The organism is Butyricicoccus faecihominis, assembly GCF_014648015.1.
Classification (GTDB): Bacteria; Bacillota; Clostridia; order Oscillospirales; family Butyricicoccaceae; genus Agathobaculum; species Agathobaculum butyriciproducens.
Genome location: NZ_BMQH01000002.1, coordinates 153,845 through 170,001 on the forward strand (window position 1 = coordinate 153,845; position 16,157 = coordinate 170,001).

Here is a 16,157-nt window from a genome sequence, read left to right on the forward strand (position 1 = left end):
TGCATTATGCAAACCGAACAAAGCCAACCAAAAAGCCGATTCCCATAGTAGAGAATCGGCAAAAATTGTTAGTAAATTGGAAAATTTGCGCAGATATCGCGTACATTTCGGCGGATATCGTTTGCCTTGTTGTCGAAATCGGTTGCGGCCTGCCAGATGAACTCGGCAATGCGGAGCATCTCCGGCGCACCGAAGCCGCGGGTGGTGACAGCGGGCGTGCCGATGCGCATGCCCGAGGTGACGAACGGACTTTCCGGGTCGTTCGGGATGGCATTCTTGTTGGCGGTGATGTACACTTCGTCCAGACGGCGCTGCAGCTCCTTGCCGGTCACGCCGGTCTTTCGCAGGTCGATGAGCATCAGATGGTTGTCCGTGCCGCCCGCCACAAGGTCGAAGCCCTGCTTCCGGAGTGCGTCCGCGAGCACGCGGGCATTGGTGACGACGCGTTGCTGGTACGCCTTGAACTCCGGCTTGAGCGCCTCACCGAAGCAGACCGCCTTTGCGGCGATGACATGCTCGAGCGGGCCACCCTGTGTGCCGGGGAAGATGGCCTTGTTAAACTTCTTTGCCAGTTCCTCATCGTTCGTCAGGATGACGCCGCCGCGCGGACCGCGCAGCGTCTTGTGCGTGGTGGTGGTGACGACATCCGCGTAGGGGACCGGACTCTGGTGCAGACCGGCAGCCACCAGACCGGCAATGTGCGCCATGTCAACGAACAGGTACGCGCCGACCTCGTGTGCGATTTCAGCGAATTTTTCAAAGTCGATGGCGCGCGGGTACGCGGACGCACCGGCGATGATCATCTTCGGCTGCTCCTTTTTTGCAAGGGCACGGAGCGCATCATAGTCAATGAGACCGTTCTCATCCACGCCGTAGGGCACGATGTTGTACAGCAGGCCGGACTGATTGACCGGCGAGCCGTGGGTCAGGTGACCGCCGTTGTCCAGGCTCATGCCGAGCACGGTATCACCCGGCTTGCACAGCGCCTGATAGACCGCCATGTTCGCCTGCGCGCCCGAGTGCGGCTGCACGTTCGCGTATTTCGCGCCGAACAGCTGGCACACGCGGCGGATTGCGAGGTTTTCCACCTCATCAACGCATTCGCAGCCGCCGTAGTAGCGCTTGCCGGGATAGCCTTCGGCGTACTTGTTGGTCAGCACGCTGCCCATTGCCGCCATAACAGCCTCGCTGACTATATTTTCCGAGGCGATCAACTCAATGTTGCGCGCCTGTCGTTTGTATTCCGCTTCGATCATACGTCCGAGTTCGGGGTCGAACGCTGTCACGAAGTCCATTGCTTGACGAACCATGATACAGCCTCCTGCCGGATAAGAATTTACTATTATAATTTAACCACATTTTTCGCATGGAATCTATTGACAAACATCTGATTTTTGCGTTACCGCTTTAGCAGTTTATAGTGAAATTGTTACATTGTGCACTTTTGTGCAAACGGTTGCCCTTTTTTCGACAATATGCTACAATTATCGTAGGAAAACTTGTGGAGAGGGGATAACAAAATGACTAAGAAAGAACGTGCCGCCGCCGTTACCGAACTGCTGAAAACCGTCTATCCGGAGGCGGTCTGCGCCCTGCATTATACACACGATTATGAATTGCTGTTCGCCACCCGGCTTTCCGCGCAGTGCACGGACGCGCGCGTCAATATTGTGACAGAAAAATTATTCAAGCAGTTTCCGACCCTGCAGAGCTTCGCGGATGCGTCCGAGGAGGAGATTGCCGAGGCCATCAAGACCTGCGGCCTGTTCCGCACCAAAGCGCGCGACCTCAAGGCGTGCGCCATGATGCTCATCGCCAATTACGGCGGCAGGGTGCCGGATACCATGGAGGAGCTGCTCAAGCTCCCGGGCGTCGGCCGCAAGACCGCCAACCTCATCCTCGGGGATATTTTCGGCAAACCGGCCATTGTGTGCGATACGCACTGCATCCGGCTGTCCAACCGGCTGGGCTTTGTCAAGAACGAGAAGGACCCGGTAAAGGTCGAAAATGCCCTGCGAAAGCTGCTCGACCCGGCGGAATCGTCCGATTTCTGCCACCGGCTGGTGCTGTTCGGCCGCGAGCACTGCACCGCCCGCAGCCCGAAGTGCGAGGGCTGTCCGCTCGGCGCGGTGTGCCCGTCCTATCCCATTGCAAAATAACATAGAGAAAAAGTGGGATTTGCAAAAAAACACAGAAAATCCACTTGGCAAATTTTCATCGTAGGAATATACTGATTTCAGAAAAAGCAAAACCGCAGAACAAGAGTGAGTAAGAGCGAGACCGTGCTTCCAGAGAGCTTTCCGGTGGTGTGAGGAGAGCAGCAGAGGACGTTACTGAATGGACTTGTGAGGGCAGCCTCAAATCCGCAGAGAGAGTATGGCTGACGGGATTCCCGCCGTTATCATGGGAGCGTGTGTGTTTGCACACGGCAGAGTGGACGTTTTTGTACGCCAATTTGGGTGGTACCGCAGAAGTAACAGGCTTTTGTCCCATGATACGTTTGTATCATAGGACAGAAGCCTTTTTTATTGCGTCTACGACGCTTGCACGAACCCAAGAGATAAAACACGATGAATACGGTTTTTACCGCGCTTGTTATGCAGATGGAGGAAAACACAATGATTACCCCAAGCTGTGACGAGATTTTGAAGCTCGCGAAGGAGTATACGACCATTCCGGTCTGCCGCGAGATCTACGCCGATATGACAACGCCGATTTCGCTGCTGCGCCGGCTGCAGACCCGTTCCGACCGCTTTTTCCTGTTGGAGAGCGTGGAGGGCGGCGAAAAATGGGCGCGCTACTCCTTCCTCGGCTACGACCCGATCCTGCGTGCGACCTGCAAAAACGGCACGGTAACGCTCGAGGGTACGGTCAACAAGACGGTCAAGACCGACAAGCCGCTCACCGAGCACCGCGGCTCGAGGGGCAGTCGCCGTTCACGGGCGGTTTCGTTGGCTACTTCGCGTATGCCATGCTCGGCTACGCGGAGCCGACGCTCAAAATCAAGCGCGGCGCATGGGATGATTTTGATCTGATGCTGTTCGACAAGGTCATTGCGTATGACCACCTCAAGCAGAAGATCGTGCTCATCGTCAACATGAAGACCGACAGCGTGATGGAGAATTACGGCAAGGCGTGTGCGGCACTCGAGGGTATGGCGGCGCTGATCAACGACCAGACCCCGCTTCCGCCGCTCAAGGCAACCGGCAGGCCGAGCTTCACCTGCAACGTCACCGAGGCGCAGTACGCCGATATCGTGGAGAAAATCCGCGAATACATCTTTGACGGCGATATCTTTCAGGCGGTGCAGTCGCGTCAGTTCTCCAGTCCGTATCAGGACAGCCTGCTTTCGGCGTACCGCGTGCTCCGCACCACCAATCCCTCACCGTACATGGTGTTCCTCTCCACTGATGGGGACGAGATCATGTGTTCCTCTCCGGAAACGCTCATCCGACTGGATAACGGCCGCCTGACCACCTTCCCGGTTGCAGGCTCGCGTCCGCGCGGCAAAACGCCGGAGGAGGACAAGGTGCTCGAGAACGAGCTTCTCGCGGACAAAAAGGAGCTTTCCGAGCACAATATGCTGGTCGATCTCGGCAGAAATGACCTCGGCCGCGTGTCCAAGATCGGCACGGTGGAGGTCACCGATTACATGATGATCCACCGCTATTCCAAGATCATGCACATCTGCTCGCAGGTCGAGGGCGACATTGACGAAAAGTACGATGCGTGCGACGCCATCGAAGCCGTGCTTCCGGCGGGAACGCTGTCCGGCGCACCCAAGATCCGCGCCTGCGAAATCATCGAGGAGCAGGAGAGTGAGCCGCGCGGCGTATACGGCGGCGCACTCGGCTATCTGGATTTCACCGGCAATATGGATACCTGCATCGCCATCCGCATGGCTGCCAAGAAGAACGGCACCGTGACCGTGCAGGCGGGCGGCGGCATCGTTGCGGATTCCGTGCCGTATAACGAGTATATGGAAAGCGCAAACAAGGCAAAGGCAGTTATGAACGCCATCGAGCGTGCATCGGAGGTAGACGGATAATGATTCTCCTGATCGACAATTACGATTCTTTTTCCTATAACCTGTTTCAGCAGGCGGCGGCTATCGAGCCGGATATGCGCGTTGTCCGCAATGACGCGCTCACCGTCAGCGAAATCGAGGGACTGAATCCCTCGCACATCATTCTTTCTCCGGGGCCCGGCTATCCGAAGGACGTGGGCATCTGCGAGGAAGTGGTAAGCAGGCTCGGCGGCAGCATCCCGATCCTTGGCGTGTGCCTCGGTCATCAGGCCATCTGCGAAGCGTTCGGCGGCAAAATTGAGCACGCGCAGCAGCTTATGCACGGCAAGCAGAGCATCGTCGAGGTGGATACCGACGAGCCGCAGTTCAAGGGTCTGGCAAAGAAAACGATGGCAGCGCGCTATCATTCTCTGGTCGCCGCACCGGACAGTCTGCCGGAGTGTTTGAAAGTCATCTCCCGCGATGAAAGAGGAGAGATCATGGCTGTGCGGCATAAGATCATGCCGATTTACGGTGTGCAGTTTCATCCGGAATCCATTCTTACACCGCAGGGAACAACCATTATGAAAAACTTTCTGTCTATGTAAAGTTTGACCAGAACCGTAGGGCGGGCTGCCCTACGGAGAAGATATCAATTAGTAATGATATAATAGATGTAATAGAAAGGTCGATATATAATGATTCAGCTTGCAATTCACGAAGCGATCAACGGTCGTGATTTGGACTACACCATCGCTCGTGCAACAATGGAGGAAATGATGGACGGCACCGCGACCGACATCGAAATGGCAACCCTGCTGACGGCGCTCCGCATGAAGGGCGAAACCATCACCGAGATTACCGCCTGCGCCGAGGTCATGCGCGAAAAGGGCGCGCACATTGAGCCGAAGGGCGCGGTCATGGACATTGTCGGCACCGGCGGTGACGAGGTCGGCTCGTTCAACATCTCCACGACCGCCGCATTCGTGGCGGCGGCAGGCGGTGTGCCGGTTGCAAAGCACGGCAACCGGTCGGTTTCGTCCCAGTCGGGCGCAGACGCGGTTCTGGTAGGCGAGTACCTCATGCGTGCCGCAGATAAGAAACAGGCGCTTGACGCACTCCGGGAGGCCGCAAAGTGAAGCTGAAATTCTGCGGACTGACCCGCAAAGCGGATATCGAAGCCGCAAACAAAGTAAAACCCGATTTCATCGGCTTTGTGTTCGCGGAGAGCCGCCGGCATGTATCGGATTTAGACGCGGCGCGGCTCAAGGAGCACCTCGACCCGGAAATTAAGGCGGTCGGTGTGTTCGTAAACGACGAGCCGGAGCATATTGCCGCGCTCGTGCGCGATGAGGTTATCGACATTATCCAGCTGCACGGCGGCGAGAGCTTACATTATATAAACAGGCTGAGGAAGCTGACGAACGCGCCCATCGTCTACGCGGTGCGCGTGGAGACCCACCGCGACATTGAGCAGGCGGACACCCTGCCGGTGGATTATCTGCTGTTGGCTACCTATGTGAAGCACGCCTACGGCGGCAGCAGCAAAACATTCGACTGGTCGCTGATCGGGCAGGTAAACCACCCGTATTTTCTCGCGGGCGGGCTGAATGAAACCAATGTCCAAAGAGCCGCACAGACCGGCGCGTATGCGCTCGACCTGTCCAGCGGCATTGAAACGGACGATGTAAAGGATATGGACAAGATGCGCCGCGTATCGGCGCTTGTGAAAGGAGCAAACCAATGAGCAAGGGACGTTTTGGCGTACACGGCGGTCAGTATATGCCGGAAACGCTGATGAACGCGGTTATCGAGTTGGAGGAAGCCTACAACCACTATAAGAACGATCCGGAATTCAACGCAGAGCTGACCGAGCTGCTGAACAACTACGCAGGCCGTCCGTCGCGTCTATACTTTGCGGAGCATATGACGAACGACCTCGGCGGTGCAAAGATCTACCTCAAACGCGAGGATTTGAACCACACGGGCACCCATAAGATCAACAACGTGCTCGGTCAGGCGCTGCTGGCGAAAAAGATGGGCAAGACCCGTCTGATCGCAGAGACCGGCGCCGGTCAGCACGGTGTTGCGACCGCGACCGCCGCCGCTCTCATGGGTATGGAGTGCGTGCCGCACGTCAAGGCGTACGTCAAGAGCATGAAGGACGCGGTACGCTCCGCAAACTAAACAAAAATGAGGGGGAAACGGTTGTTTCTCCCTCGTTTCATATTGATTATGGTGTAATATTTTGCGTTGATTGTTCATGTTATCGTAGGGCGGGATGACCTCATCCCACCGTTTCCCAACTCGTTTGCACATTCGTAAATAAAAATGGAGAATGGTAAATCAAAAGGTTCATTCTCCATTCTCCATTTTCAATTAGTAATTGTCAGCCTTGAGTTCAAAGTAGGCTTTAGGATGTGCACAAACCGGGCAAACCTCCGGCGCCTGTTTGCCGACCACGATATGTCCGCAGTTGGAGCACTGCCATACGCAGTCGCCGTCGCGGGAAAAGACCAGCTTATCCTCGACATTCCTGAGCAGTCTGCGGTAGCGTTCCTCGTGCTCCTTTTCGATTGCGCCGACCATCTCGAACAGGTCCGCGATGTGGTCGAAGCCCTCCTCACGCGCCTCTTTGGCGAAGGTGGCATACATGTCGGTCCACTCGTAGTTTTCGCCCTCTGCGGCAGCCTTGAGGTTGGCTGCGGTATCGTCAATGCCGCCGTTGAGCAGCTTGAACCAGATTTTCGCATGCTCCTTCTCGTTTGCGGCGGTTTCCTCGAAGATTTTCGCAATCTGCACATAGCCGTCCTTTTTCGCCTTGGAGGCAAAGAACGTGTACTTGTTGCGTGCCATGGATTCGCCTGCAAATGCGGTCTGCAGGTTTGCTTCGGTGCGGGTGCCCTTGAGTTCTGCCATAACAGTTATCCTTTCTCCGCTTTTCCTATTCTTCTTGTCTCTTTTGACGGTCAGACCGTTCTGACCGCTCTTTTAGTCTTTCCTGCAAGCGCTGCAAATACCCTCGAACAGAATTTCGTACCGATGCAGCTCAACACCGGAGGAATCCTCCACGCGGTCGATGAGATCGGTGACAGGCGGCATAAATACATCAAAAACGCCGCCGCACTTGGTGCACCGCACATGATAATGCGGCTTGATGTTGAAATCAAAGTGATCGGCACCGGTCGGCACAGGCACGCGCAAAATCTCGCCCTGAGCTGCCAGCTGGTTCAGATTGCGGTAAACCGTGGCCTTGCTGATGGTCGGGTGCTGCGCCGCGATAACGGCATAAATCGCATCCGCGGTAGGGTGGTTGTGCATCTGATTCACTGCCTGCAAGACAATCTGACGCTGAATGGTGTTTCTGGTCTACATAAAATGCACCTCCTTTATTAGTATTGCTTCTTAATTAAGAGTATATTGCAAATCCATATTTTTGTCAATCGGTAAGAAGTACTTTTTTGAATAATATATGGGAGGAGATTTTGAAAAGGTTGCAGGCGATACGGAGAGTATGATATTTTAAGGCAATACCGCATAATTGAACAAGAGTGATTTGCGAGTAAATTTTGCGTACTGACGAGGCACAGTTTTGCGGTAATACTTGATGTATTACCGTGAAACTGCAACAAAGTCAGAGCACAAAATTTCTGCAAAGCACCGCCGCTTTAATTGTGCGGTGTTGCCTTAATATAAACCGGGGATGGAGATGGCAGTATGGATCGAACGGCGTTAGAAAAATATATACGGAATAATTATGGTACAGAGCCGGATCATCCGTGGATAAAGTATCCGAATTATGGAGTGTTCCGCCATAGCAGTAATAAAAAATGGTTTGCCGTTATCATGGATGTGCCAAAGGTGAAACTGGGGCTGCAGGGAGAAGAAGTGCTGCAGGTGGTTAATTTCAAATGTGATCCGATACTGATAGGCTCGCTGCTTGGAGAAAAGGGATTTTTCCCGGCGTATCATATGAGCAAGGCAAGCTGGATCACGGTGGCTCTTGACGGAAGCGTTGCAGATGATAAAATGAAGCTGCTTCTGGATATGAGTTTTGAGGCAACAGCGCCTAAAACGCATAAAAAATAGACTGCTTTCGGTTTGCCGAATGGTTTGCCGGGTGCGGATGAAAACAAAAACGAGCCGTGAATCACATGAAGATTCACGGCTCGTTTGTTAGAGAACATATAGAAACACCATCAGATAATGACAAACGCTGCCGACGATTACGAACAGATGAAACAGCTCATGAAACCCGATCATTTTACCTAAATTCGGCTTTTTGGCGATATAGATCACGCCGCCGACCGTATACGACAGACCTCCGGCGGCCAGCAGGGCAATGGCAGGCGCGGGCATGGACAGCACGACTCCGAAATCAAACGCGATTGCCCAGCCGAGCGCGAGGTACAGCGCGGTGCCGATGAGACGCGGCGCGTCAATCCACAGCAGCTTGATGGCAATGCCGGTCAGCGCAATCAGCCAGATCACGCCAAGAAAGATATAGCTGCGCGGCGCAGGCATGAATTTGAGAATAATCGGCGTGTAGCTGCCCGCGATCAGCACATAGATCATGCTGTGGTCGAGCTTTTTCAGCCGCCGCAGGACGGCTTCGCCGCGGCCGGAGAAATGGTACACGCTGCTTGCGGAGTACAGCGCGATCAGCGACAGGCAGAACACCACGGCAGCCGCCGCAAGCGAGCCGGTGACGGACGAATCGAACAGCAGCCGCACGAGCAGCACGAACAGTCCGGCGCCGCTGAGCACCGCACCGATGAAATGAGAGTAACTGGAAAACGGCTCACGGGCCTTGAGAAATGCACGAGGCATACAAACTCCTCCCTTTACTATGTAGAGTTGAAAACTATATCACATCTGCTATGATACCACATTTTTCGGAAATTGCAAGTGCTTTCTCTAGATTGTCACCATAAAAAAAGCACCGTCTTTGTTAATCAAAGACAGTGCTTGAAAAATCAGGTATACGATTTCGGAATCTTTATGGTTCTCTCCTGTGCGGGAAGGTGCCGGGCGACTTCCTGCCGGATTTTCTCATTCTTGATCATGGTCGGCATGTGCGCCCGCACGGTAATATCGTGCGAGGCGTTCGGGTTCGCCGGAAGAATATCGCTCAGTTTGGTGTCCATCGTGATGCGATAACGCGGCAAATCGGTCAATCCGCGCCGGATAGACGCTGTTTCGGTGTTGGTCAGCACGCTGACCTGAATACCGTTTTTCTGCAGCAGCGGCTGCATCCACGCATCGCGCGCGCCGAACGGATATGCGAAAAACAGCACGTTTTTCTGGCTGGTATTTTGCGTGATGAGGTCGATGCTCTGCTTGAGATCCTCGCCGACGCGCTTGTTATACGCCGTCTGCGACTCGCCCTTCAGCCGCTGGATGCCGTTGATGCCGTCCGGTGCGGTCAGTCCGCCGTACTGCGGGTTGTGCAGGTTGTAGGTGTGAGAACCCAGCTCTACCAGACCGCTGTCGGCCATTTCGGCTGCCTCATCCCACTTGAGGAAAAAGCGGTTCGCTTCCGTGTTGTCGTTTGCGCGGATGCTTTTGCCGATCAGCGCAATGACGGCCTTCATGCCGGTTTTCTGCAGAATCGGGTACGCAATATCGTAATTGGAGCGATAACCATCGTCAAAGGTGATCATGACCGGCCGCTCGGGCATGGCTTCCTTTCCGGCTCGGATGTCGATCAAATCCGAGGAGAGCAGCGGCGTGTAGCCGTTGTATTCCAGATATTCCATGTCCTCCTGAAACCGCTCGCCGGTGATGGTCATGCTCGTCACGGCGGACGGGTCGTTCGTCAGGTTGTGATACATCAGAATCGGAACCTTCGAGGCAGTATTTGCCGCGCTGCAGCTGATACAGGATACAAAAAATGCACCTGTCAGTCCGAAAAGGACCAGGCGTTGCCAGAATTTTTTCATATGTAAGCCTCCTACCGCTTATTGTACGTTCAGTATACCATAGTATAGTGGGTTTGTCGAGCGGCATAACTCTTGCGTGAAGCGCGCAAAAGGCTTATAATAATAGCATTGCAGGCCGCACGGGCAGACGAAAAATTGCGTGTTTCCGTTCGGTACTGCAGTTGTTAATATTTTGTAAAAGATGAGGTGAACGCCATGCCGCGGCTGGAGAAAACCATAGAAGCGGTCTTTGCCGACCGCGATATCATGCCCGACGAGGTGCCGCAGCTTGACCTGTATATGGATCAGGTGCTGACGCTGTTCGATCAGTGTCTATCAGGCAGCAAGCGCACGCCGGAGGATAAGCTGCTGACAAAAACCATGGTCAACAACTACGTCAAGGAAGGGCTTATGACGCCGGTGAAGGGCAAAAAATACACGCGCCAGCAGATCATGCAGCTGCTCTGCGTGTACCATTTGAAGCAGACGCTGCGCTTAAACGATGTAAAGGCGCTGACCGGTCGGGACGATGTGGACTTTGCGGCGTGCTACGAGCATCTGCTCGCGGACAAGAAGCGCATGCGCGAAGCCATTCCGCCGCTGCTGACCTCCCAGTTGCCCGAGACGCCGGATGACCCGGAGGAGCGGCTGTGCACATGCCTTGCGCTCAGCGAAATTGCAAATTATTTACGTCGGCTGTGCGAAAGCATGATCGACGATATCCCGCAGCAGACAGAAGGAGATTGAGACCCATGTCCATCGAAAAAGCAAAAGCGTATCTGCGTCAGTTCGGCGCAGAGAATCGCGTGATCGAGTTCCCGGTGTCCAGCGCGACCGTAGAGCTGGCCGCCGAAGCCGCCCACTGCGAACCGGCACGCATCGCAAAAACGCTGTCGTTCCGCACGAATGACGGCGTGATTCTCATCGTTGCGGCAGGCGACACCAAGATCGACAACCCGAAGTACAAGGCGCGGTTCGGCTGCAAGGCGCGAATGCTCGCGTTTGAGGAGGTCGAGCCGGAGATCGGTCATGCGGTCGGCGGCGTGTGCCCGTTCGGCGTGAACGACGGCGTAACGGTCTATCTCGATGAATCGCTCCGACGGTTCGAGACGGTATTCCCGGCGTGCGGCTCGTCCAACTCAGCCATCGAGGTCACCATCCCGGAACTGGAGAAATTCTCCGGTTTCAAGGCATGGGTGGACATATGTAAGGGCTGGAGAGAGGCGTGAGCACGGTTGCTATCGGGCAGTTCAGCGCCGGAGAGGACAAAACTGCCAATCTCAGGGAAATAGAACACCTTGCACAAACGGCAGCGGAAAATGAAGCAAAAATACTGTTTTTGCCGGAATACAGCATGTATTACGCAAAAATGAACGCACGGTCGAAAAATATCGAGGCCGCAGAGCGGTGTGACGGCGCGTTCATTATTGCGCTCGGTGAGCTTTGCAGGAGATACGGCCTGTGGATTGCCGCAGGCATGTACGAGCGCACGGACGGTCTGCCATACAATACGATTGCGGTTCTTGATGACCGCGGCAGCCTGCGCGGAACGCACCGCAAGAACCGTTTGTATGATGCCTTCGGCTATCGGGAATCCGACGAGTGCCGGGCAGGGGACAGGCCGTTTTTGCCCATCGAGACACCCGCCGGAAAACTGGGTATCATTACCTGCTTCGAGCTTCGGTTTCCGGCGCTGGCCGCCGAGCAGAAGGCGCGCGGCGCCGAGACGCTGTTCGTTCCGGCGGGCTGGGTGCAGGGCGAGAACAAGCTGCTGCACTGGCGCACCCTGCTGTGCGCGCGAGCCATCGAGAACGGTCTGACCGTGCTCGGTGCAGATCAGTATGCACCCGGAAAATTTGTCGGGCACAGCATGGCGTTTCAGCCGGACGGCACCGCGCTCGGTGAACTCGGGGAAGAACAGGATTTGCTTATCGTGAAAATAAATTGATGAAAATTAACATGCGCTAAAAGGGGAGAGCGAATGAAGGCTGCAAAGTTTTTTGGCATCTGTGAAATCGTTTGCTTTGTCGGTCTGGCGCTGTCGTATGCAGGCGAATTTCTGTGCGCTTTTGTGGCGCAAGGAACGGATAAGGACATATTTCAGATGGGATTATTCCTGTTCTGGCTGCTTATTGGGCCGTTGGCAATCTGCAATCTGATTTGCGCTGCTGTGATGTACAGGCGGCTGTCCGACCCGGCGGTGCGGCAGACGCTGTGGCGCTGCATCATTGCAATGAAGTGCATCGCGATTCCAATGTTCCTGCTGAATTTCTTTTTCGGCATGATTTACGGCATGTTTACGCTGATTTTCCCGATGACGCTGCCGGTCGTGCTCTTACAAATGCTGGTTGCCTGGTTCGCCATGATGGCCTCGTCCGGCTACTGCATTGCGCTCATCCTGCACGCGCGCAGGCAGGGCAAAATCAGCACCGGAACCGCAGTCCGGCAGGTCATTTCCCAATTTATTTACGTTGTTGATGTCATTAGCCTGTTTTTCATTCGTAAGACGGTAAAAGAATGCGAAACGGCACAATAAGTTAAAAAAAGGAGTATCATCATGCAGTTTGATCCTACATTATATGTCATTACGGACAGTACCTACCACACGACCGAGACCCTGCTCCACGCGGTGGACGAGGCGTGCAGGGGCGGTGCAACGCTCATTCAGCTCCGCGAGAAGGACACCGGCGGATGCAGCTACCTTGAGCTGGCGCAGCAGGTCAAGTCTATCACCGACCGCTACAGCGTGCCGCTCATCATCGACGACCGCGTGGATGTTGCCATTGCCTGTGATGCAGCCGGCGTGCACGTCGGCGCGAGCGACCTGCCGGTGGCAGTCTGCCGCAGTCTGCTCGGCCCGGATAAGATCGTCGGTGCGACTGCCAAGACGGTCGAAGCAGCCGTTGCCGCGTACAACGACGGCGCGGATTACCTCGGCACCGGCGCCATTTACCCGACGACCACCCACGTTACCACCAAGGTTACGCCGGTCTCCGTGCTGAACGATGTGTGCCGCGCAGTCCCGATTCCGGTGGTTGCCATCGGCGGCCTGAACGCGGATAACATGGACGTGCTGGCTGACAGCCCCATCAAGGGCATCGCCGTGGTCTCTGCCGTCATGAAGGCGGACGATCCGTGCGCGGCTGCCGCGCATATCAAGGAAAAATTCCTGAAAATGATGAATAAGTAAGAAAAAGCTCCGAAACAGGTGTTTCGGAGCTTTTCTTTTGCAGGTCAGTTGTTTGGCTCGATCGCGTAATCGTAGACCTCGTGTCCGCTTTCGAGCACCTTGCCGTCCACGGTGATGAGCACTGCGGTTGCGCCGCGCGCCTGCGCGAACGTGTTGACCAGTGCGTAGATCTTGAGCGTTTCACCGGCGGTGCCGGAGGCGCGGATCGCCTCGCCGAAGGCGGCATTCATGTCGAGCGTGAGCGTGCCGTTCTCGAGCGACGAGGACTGCACCTTGACGCCCTCGGGCAGCGAGCCTGCGGCGATGAGCGCATCCACGAGCGACTGGTCGGAGTCGTCCTTCGCGTCTGCGCCGGTCGGCGTGAGTGTTTCACCCTGTTCATCCGGAACGTAGATCGTGACCGACTCCGTGCCGCTCGGATTGGGGTTTTCCGGCTGTACGGCAGGTTCATTTGTCTTGGAATCGGACGGTTTGCCGGAATTGCTGTCGTCCGGCGTGGTCGGGTTCTCCGGCTTGGTAACAGCAGGCTTTTCCGGCTCATCGGCGGGCTTGCTGCGGACATATCCATATACACAGGCTGCGGCGACTACTGCAATGATCGCAATTACGGCTATAATAACTTTTGAGCGTTTCATTGTAAACGCCTCCTTTCTCTTACAAGCTTATTGTATCAAGCCAGACGGGAAAATACAAGGGATATACTGTTAACAAACGGCGGCTTTTTGCCCCGGTTTGGGCGTCCTCTGTTTTTGGCACCGATCCGTTGGGGGCGAACCCGCCTGCGGCAGTTCGAGTGCCCTGCACAATCGGTGCAGAAAAATTTCTCGAAAATTTTCAAAAAGTTGACCATTCTCGGTCAATTTTCACCTCCATCCGGCATAGGGTTGAAGGAGGTGACGCAATGATGAACATTGCATTCAAACAGGCGCACAGCGGCAACTACCGCCGAGCCGCACGCGGGAAGGAGGATATCCGCTATCTGGTGATTCACTTTACGGCGAACGACGGCGATACCGCGAAAAATAATGCGGATTACTTCGCTCGGGCGGAGATTTCGACCTCAGCGCACTACTTTGTGGACGAAAACGAGGTCTGGCAGTCGGTCCGCGACGCGGATATCGCATGGCACTGCGGCACGCGCGGCGTCTATTTCCACCCGTACTGCCGCAACGCGAACAGCATCGGCATTGAGCTGTGCAGCCGCAAAAACGGCGAGAAATTCTACTTTATGCCCGAGACCGTGCGCCGGGCGCAGGCGCTGACGCGCGAACTGATGGCGAAATACGGTATTCCGCTCGAAAATGTTGTGCGCCACTACGATGTTACGCACAAAAACTGTCCTGCGCCGTTCGTCGAGAGCGCATCCGCGTGGACAGCATTCAAGCAGGGGTTACAGAAAAAGGAGGAACCTGACATGACCGAAGCCGAGGTAAAGAAGATCATCGAGAACACCCGCAGGACGTACAACAGCGTTTCCGCCGTTCCCGCGTGGGCGAAGCCGACTGTCGAGAAGCTGACGCGCAAGGGCTGGCTGCTTGGCGATGAGCACGGAAAGCTCGACCTGACCGAAGAGCTGCTCCGCACACTGGTTATCAACGACCGCGCCGGAATCTACGGCGAATAAGCGCAAAAGAGGCTGTAAATTAAATTTACAGCCTCTTTTGGTTACTTTGTGTTTTGATAGGTCAGACCTTTTTTTCGGATGATAAGCAGCTGGATATAGTACGATGCCGCAAGGAATACCGCTGCGAATGTCCACGCGGCCGCGTCCGTGTAGAACAGACCGCGCTCGCCGATGACCTTGGTCAGCAGCAGCGATGCACCCACACGGCCTGCAAACTCGGTCAGACCGGAGAGCATGGGCGCGGTCGTAAAGCCCATGCCCTGCAGAGCCGAGCGGTAGGTGTGCAGCACATAGGCGGACAGCAAAAACGTGCTCATGACGACCAGATAATCGTACGCGACCGACAGCGCCTCGGCGGCGTTGGCGGCATCCGCGGAGATAAACAGGGCGACAACGTGACGGCCGAACAGGATCATGCCCGCCGCCAGCAGCGCGGAAAAGCTGAGCGCCAGCACAAGCGTCGAGCGGACACCCATCCGCACGCGGTCAAGCCGGTTTGCGCCCCAGTTCTGGCCGGTGTAGGTCGAGGCGGCGTAGCCGAACGCGGACGCGGAGCAGTCCATCAGGCCGTGCAGCTTGTTGGTCGCGGTGAAGCCCGCGAGGAACACAAAGCCGCAGGTGTTGATAACCGCCTGCATGATGATGCCGCTGATGACGATGACGAAATGCTGCAGCGCGAGCGGCAGACCAAGATGGCACAGCCGCCGGATCACACTGCTGTCCGGCTGCCAGTCCGGCTTTTCGACGGACGCAGCCGGGATTTTCCGCAGCGCAATGACGCAGTACGCGAATGCAAACAGCTGCGCGAGCAGCGTCGCGGCGGCAGCGCCCGGAATGCCCCAGCCGAAGCGGATAACGAACAGCAGGTCGAGCACAATGTTCAGACATCCGGCAGTAAACATGGCAATAAGCGGACTTTTGCCGTCTCCGAGTGCGCGGAGGATCGCCGCTGCCATGTTGTACGCCATCGTGATGAGCGTGCCCGCATACATCATGGTCAAATAAATGTGCGCGCCGTCATAGATGTTCTCGGGCGTGTCCAGCAGGTGCAGCAGCCAGCCTGCCGAGGACACAAACACCACGGTCAGCAGGATGCCGACTGCCGCGCACAGCAGCACGGACATGGTGATGGCCTTGCGCAGTCCCTTCTTATCGTTTGAGCCGAAGGTCTGCGACACGAGCACGGAAAAGCCCTGCGTCATGGCCTGCACGGTCCACAGCACCAGCCAGTACAGCCAGTCGGTCGCGCCGAGTGCGGCCAGCGCCTCCACACCGACACCGCGCCCGACGATGGACGCGTCTGCGACTGTGTATAGCTGCTGACCGACATTTGTCAAAATCAGCGGTACGGCCAGTCCGAGAATGAGTTTTGTCGGACGGCCGACGGTCATATTTGTCTCTCTGCTCATACAATCT

The 16,157-nt window shown here is 55.7% G+C and carries 21 protein-coding genes and 1 other annotated feature; of the genes, 14 read left to right on the forward strand and 7 right to left on the reverse strand.

The window, feature by feature from the left end; all coding sequences use genetic code 11:
• Window positions 1-68: 68 nt before the first annotated feature.
• Entirely contained in the window at window positions 69-1,310 is a 1,242-nt protein-coding gene (gene glyA, locus IEY11_RS02360) for a serine hydroxymethyltransferase (RefSeq protein WP_188885649.1), read from the reverse strand.
• A gap of 210 nt (window positions 1,311-1,520) precedes the next feature.
• Between glyA and nth the strand changes: the two genes are divergently transcribed.
• The 7 genes from nth to IEY11_RS02390 all read left to right on the forward strand — a co-directional run bounded on the left by nth (window position 1,521) and on the right by IEY11_RS02390 (window position 6,193).
• Entirely contained in the window at window positions 1,521-2,159 is a 639-nt protein-coding gene (gene nth / locus IEY11_RS02365) for an endonuclease III (RefSeq protein WP_118563992.1), read from the forward strand.
• An 86-nt stretch (window positions 2,160-2,245) separates the two neighbouring features.
• Window positions 2,246-2,495 (forward strand) — a binding site (T-box leader).
• A 75-nt stretch (window positions 2,496-2,570) separates the two neighbouring features.
• Complete coding sequence (locus IEY11_RS15180; RefSeq protein WP_407926635.1) at window positions 2,571-3,035, forward strand: hypothetical protein; 465 nt, start codon at window positions 2,571-2,573, stop codon at window positions 3,033-3,035.
• Window positions 2,972-4,048: an anthranilate synthase component I family protein gene (locus IEY11_RS02370; RefSeq protein ID WP_407926636.1), complete on the forward strand. Its 1,077-nt coding sequence runs from the start codon at window positions 2,972-2,974 to the stop codon at window positions 4,046-4,048. Before IEY11_RS15180 ends, IEY11_RS02370 begins: the two co-directional genes overlap by 64 nt.
• On the forward strand, window positions 4,048-4,614 hold the full coding sequence (locus tag IEY11_RS02375; RefSeq protein ID WP_188885650.1) for an anthranilate synthase component II: 567 nt from the start codon (window positions 4,048-4,050) through the stop codon (window positions 4,612-4,614). The genes IEY11_RS02370 and IEY11_RS02375 overlap by 1 nt, the downstream gene beginning before the upstream one ends.
• 90 nt (window positions 4,615-4,704) lie before the next feature.
• Window positions 4,705-5,145, forward strand: a complete 441-nt coding sequence (locus IEY11_RS02380) for a hypothetical protein (RefSeq protein WP_119215107.1) — start codon at window positions 4,705-4,707, stop codon at window positions 5,143-5,145.
• Window positions 5,142-5,753, forward strand: coding sequence for a phosphoribosylanthranilate isomerase (locus IEY11_RS02385; RefSeq protein ID WP_188885651.1), 612 nt, complete (start codon window positions 5,142-5,144; stop codon window positions 5,751-5,753). Before IEY11_RS02380 ends, IEY11_RS02385 begins: the two co-directional genes overlap by 4 nt.
• Window positions 5,750-6,193 carry a pyridoxal-phosphate dependent enzyme gene (locus tag IEY11_RS02390; RefSeq protein WP_407926637.1) on the forward strand — a complete coding sequence of 148 codons (444 nt, stop codon included), beginning with the start codon at window positions 5,750-5,752 and terminating at the stop codon, window positions 6,191-6,193. Before IEY11_RS02385 ends, IEY11_RS02390 begins: the two co-directional genes overlap by 4 nt.
• A 192-nt stretch (window positions 6,194-6,385) precedes the next feature.
• Here IEY11_RS02390 and rbr read toward each other — a convergent pair whose 3' ends face one another.
• Together rbr and IEY11_RS02400 are read right to left on the reverse strand one after the other, a co-directional pair.
• Window positions 6,386-6,925 (reverse strand): rubrerythrin, encoded by a 540-nt coding sequence (gene rbr / locus IEY11_RS02395; RefSeq protein ID WP_188885652.1) that lies wholly within the window; start codon window positions 6,923-6,925, stop codon window positions 6,386-6,388.
• 72 nt (window positions 6,926-6,997) lie between these two features.
• Window positions 6,998-7,363: a Fur family transcriptional regulator gene (locus IEY11_RS02400; protein WP_279289178.1), complete on the reverse strand. Its 366-nt coding sequence runs from the start codon at window positions 7,361-7,363 to the stop codon at window positions 6,998-7,000.
• A 360-nt stretch (window positions 7,364-7,723) separates the two neighbouring features.
• Here IEY11_RS02400 and IEY11_RS02405 point away from each other — a divergent pair, with 360 nt between their 5' ends.
• Window positions 7,724-8,095: an MmcQ/YjbR family DNA-binding protein gene (locus IEY11_RS02405; RefSeq protein WP_188885654.1), complete on the forward strand. Its 372-nt coding sequence runs from the start codon at window positions 7,724-7,726 to the stop codon at window positions 8,093-8,095.
• An 87-nt stretch (window positions 8,096-8,182) separates the two neighbouring features.
• Here IEY11_RS02405 and trhA read toward each other — a convergent pair whose 3' ends face one another.
• Window positions 8,183-8,836 (reverse strand): PAQR family membrane homeostasis protein TrhA, encoded by a 654-nt coding sequence (trhA, locus tag IEY11_RS02410; RefSeq protein WP_117492125.1) that lies wholly within the window; start codon window positions 8,834-8,836, stop codon window positions 8,183-8,185.
• Between the two features lie 146 nt (window positions 8,837-8,982).
• Window positions 8,983-9,948, reverse strand: coding sequence for a polysaccharide deacetylase family protein (locus tag IEY11_RS02415; RefSeq protein WP_188885655.1), 966 nt, complete (start codon window positions 9,946-9,948; stop codon window positions 8,983-8,985).
• 195 nt (window positions 9,949-10,143) lie between these two features.
• Between IEY11_RS02415 and IEY11_RS02420 the strand changes: the two genes are divergently transcribed.
• The 5 genes from IEY11_RS02420 to thiE are packed head-to-tail and all read left to right on the forward strand — an operon-like array spanning window position 10,144 to window position 13,117.
• The gene (locus IEY11_RS02420; RefSeq protein ID WP_118730322.1) at window positions 10,144-10,674 is read left to right on the forward strand and encodes a DUF1836 domain-containing protein; all 531 of its coding nucleotides are present in this window, start codon (window positions 10,144-10,146) and stop codon (window positions 10,672-10,674) included.
• Window positions 10,675-10,679: 5 nt separating this feature from the next.
• Window positions 10,680-11,156 carry a YbaK/EbsC family protein gene (locus IEY11_RS02425; protein ID WP_117492119.1) on the forward strand — a complete coding sequence of 159 codons (477 nt, stop codon included), beginning with the start codon at window positions 10,680-10,682 and terminating at the stop codon, window positions 11,154-11,156.
• Window positions 11,153-11,875 carry a nitrilase-related carbon-nitrogen hydrolase gene (locus IEY11_RS02430; protein ID WP_188885656.1) on the forward strand — a complete coding sequence of 241 codons (723 nt, stop codon included), beginning with the start codon at window positions 11,153-11,155 and terminating at the stop codon, window positions 11,873-11,875. Before IEY11_RS02425 ends, IEY11_RS02430 begins: the two co-directional genes overlap by 4 nt.
• A gap of 33 nt (window positions 11,876-11,908) precedes the next feature.
• Window positions 11,909-12,463 (forward strand): DUF6652 family protein, encoded by a 555-nt coding sequence (locus IEY11_RS02435; protein WP_188885657.1) that lies wholly within the window; start codon window positions 11,909-11,911, stop codon window positions 12,461-12,463.
• A 21-nt stretch (window positions 12,464-12,484) separates the two neighbouring features.
• A complete protein-coding gene (thiE, locus tag IEY11_RS02440; RefSeq protein ID WP_188885658.1) occupies window positions 12,485-13,117 on the forward strand; it encodes a thiamine phosphate synthase in 633 nt (210 codons plus the stop codon).
• Window positions 13,118-13,161: 44 nt separating this feature from the next.
• On the opposite strand, the gene IEY11_RS02445 is transcribed toward thiE, so the two are convergent.
• Window positions 13,162-13,752: a GerMN domain-containing protein gene (locus tag IEY11_RS02445; RefSeq protein ID WP_188885659.1), complete on the reverse strand. Its 591-nt coding sequence runs from the start codon at window positions 13,750-13,752 to the stop codon at window positions 13,162-13,164.
• Window positions 13,753-14,018: 266 nt separating this feature from the next.
• Between IEY11_RS02445 and IEY11_RS02450 the strand changes: the two genes are divergently transcribed.
• Window positions 14,019-14,741, forward strand: a complete 723-nt coding sequence (locus tag IEY11_RS02450) for a peptidoglycan recognition protein family protein (RefSeq protein ID WP_243022771.1) — start codon at window positions 14,019-14,021, stop codon at window positions 14,739-14,741.
• Between the two features lie 41 nt (window positions 14,742-14,782).
• On the opposite strand, the gene IEY11_RS02455 is transcribed toward IEY11_RS02450, so the two are convergent.
• The gene (locus IEY11_RS02455; protein WP_188885660.1) at window positions 14,783-16,150 is read right to left on the reverse strand and encodes an MATE family efflux transporter; all 1,368 of its coding nucleotides are present in this window, start codon (window positions 16,148-16,150) and stop codon (window positions 14,783-14,785) included.
• Between the last annotated feature and the right edge of the window lie 7 nt (window positions 16,151-16,157).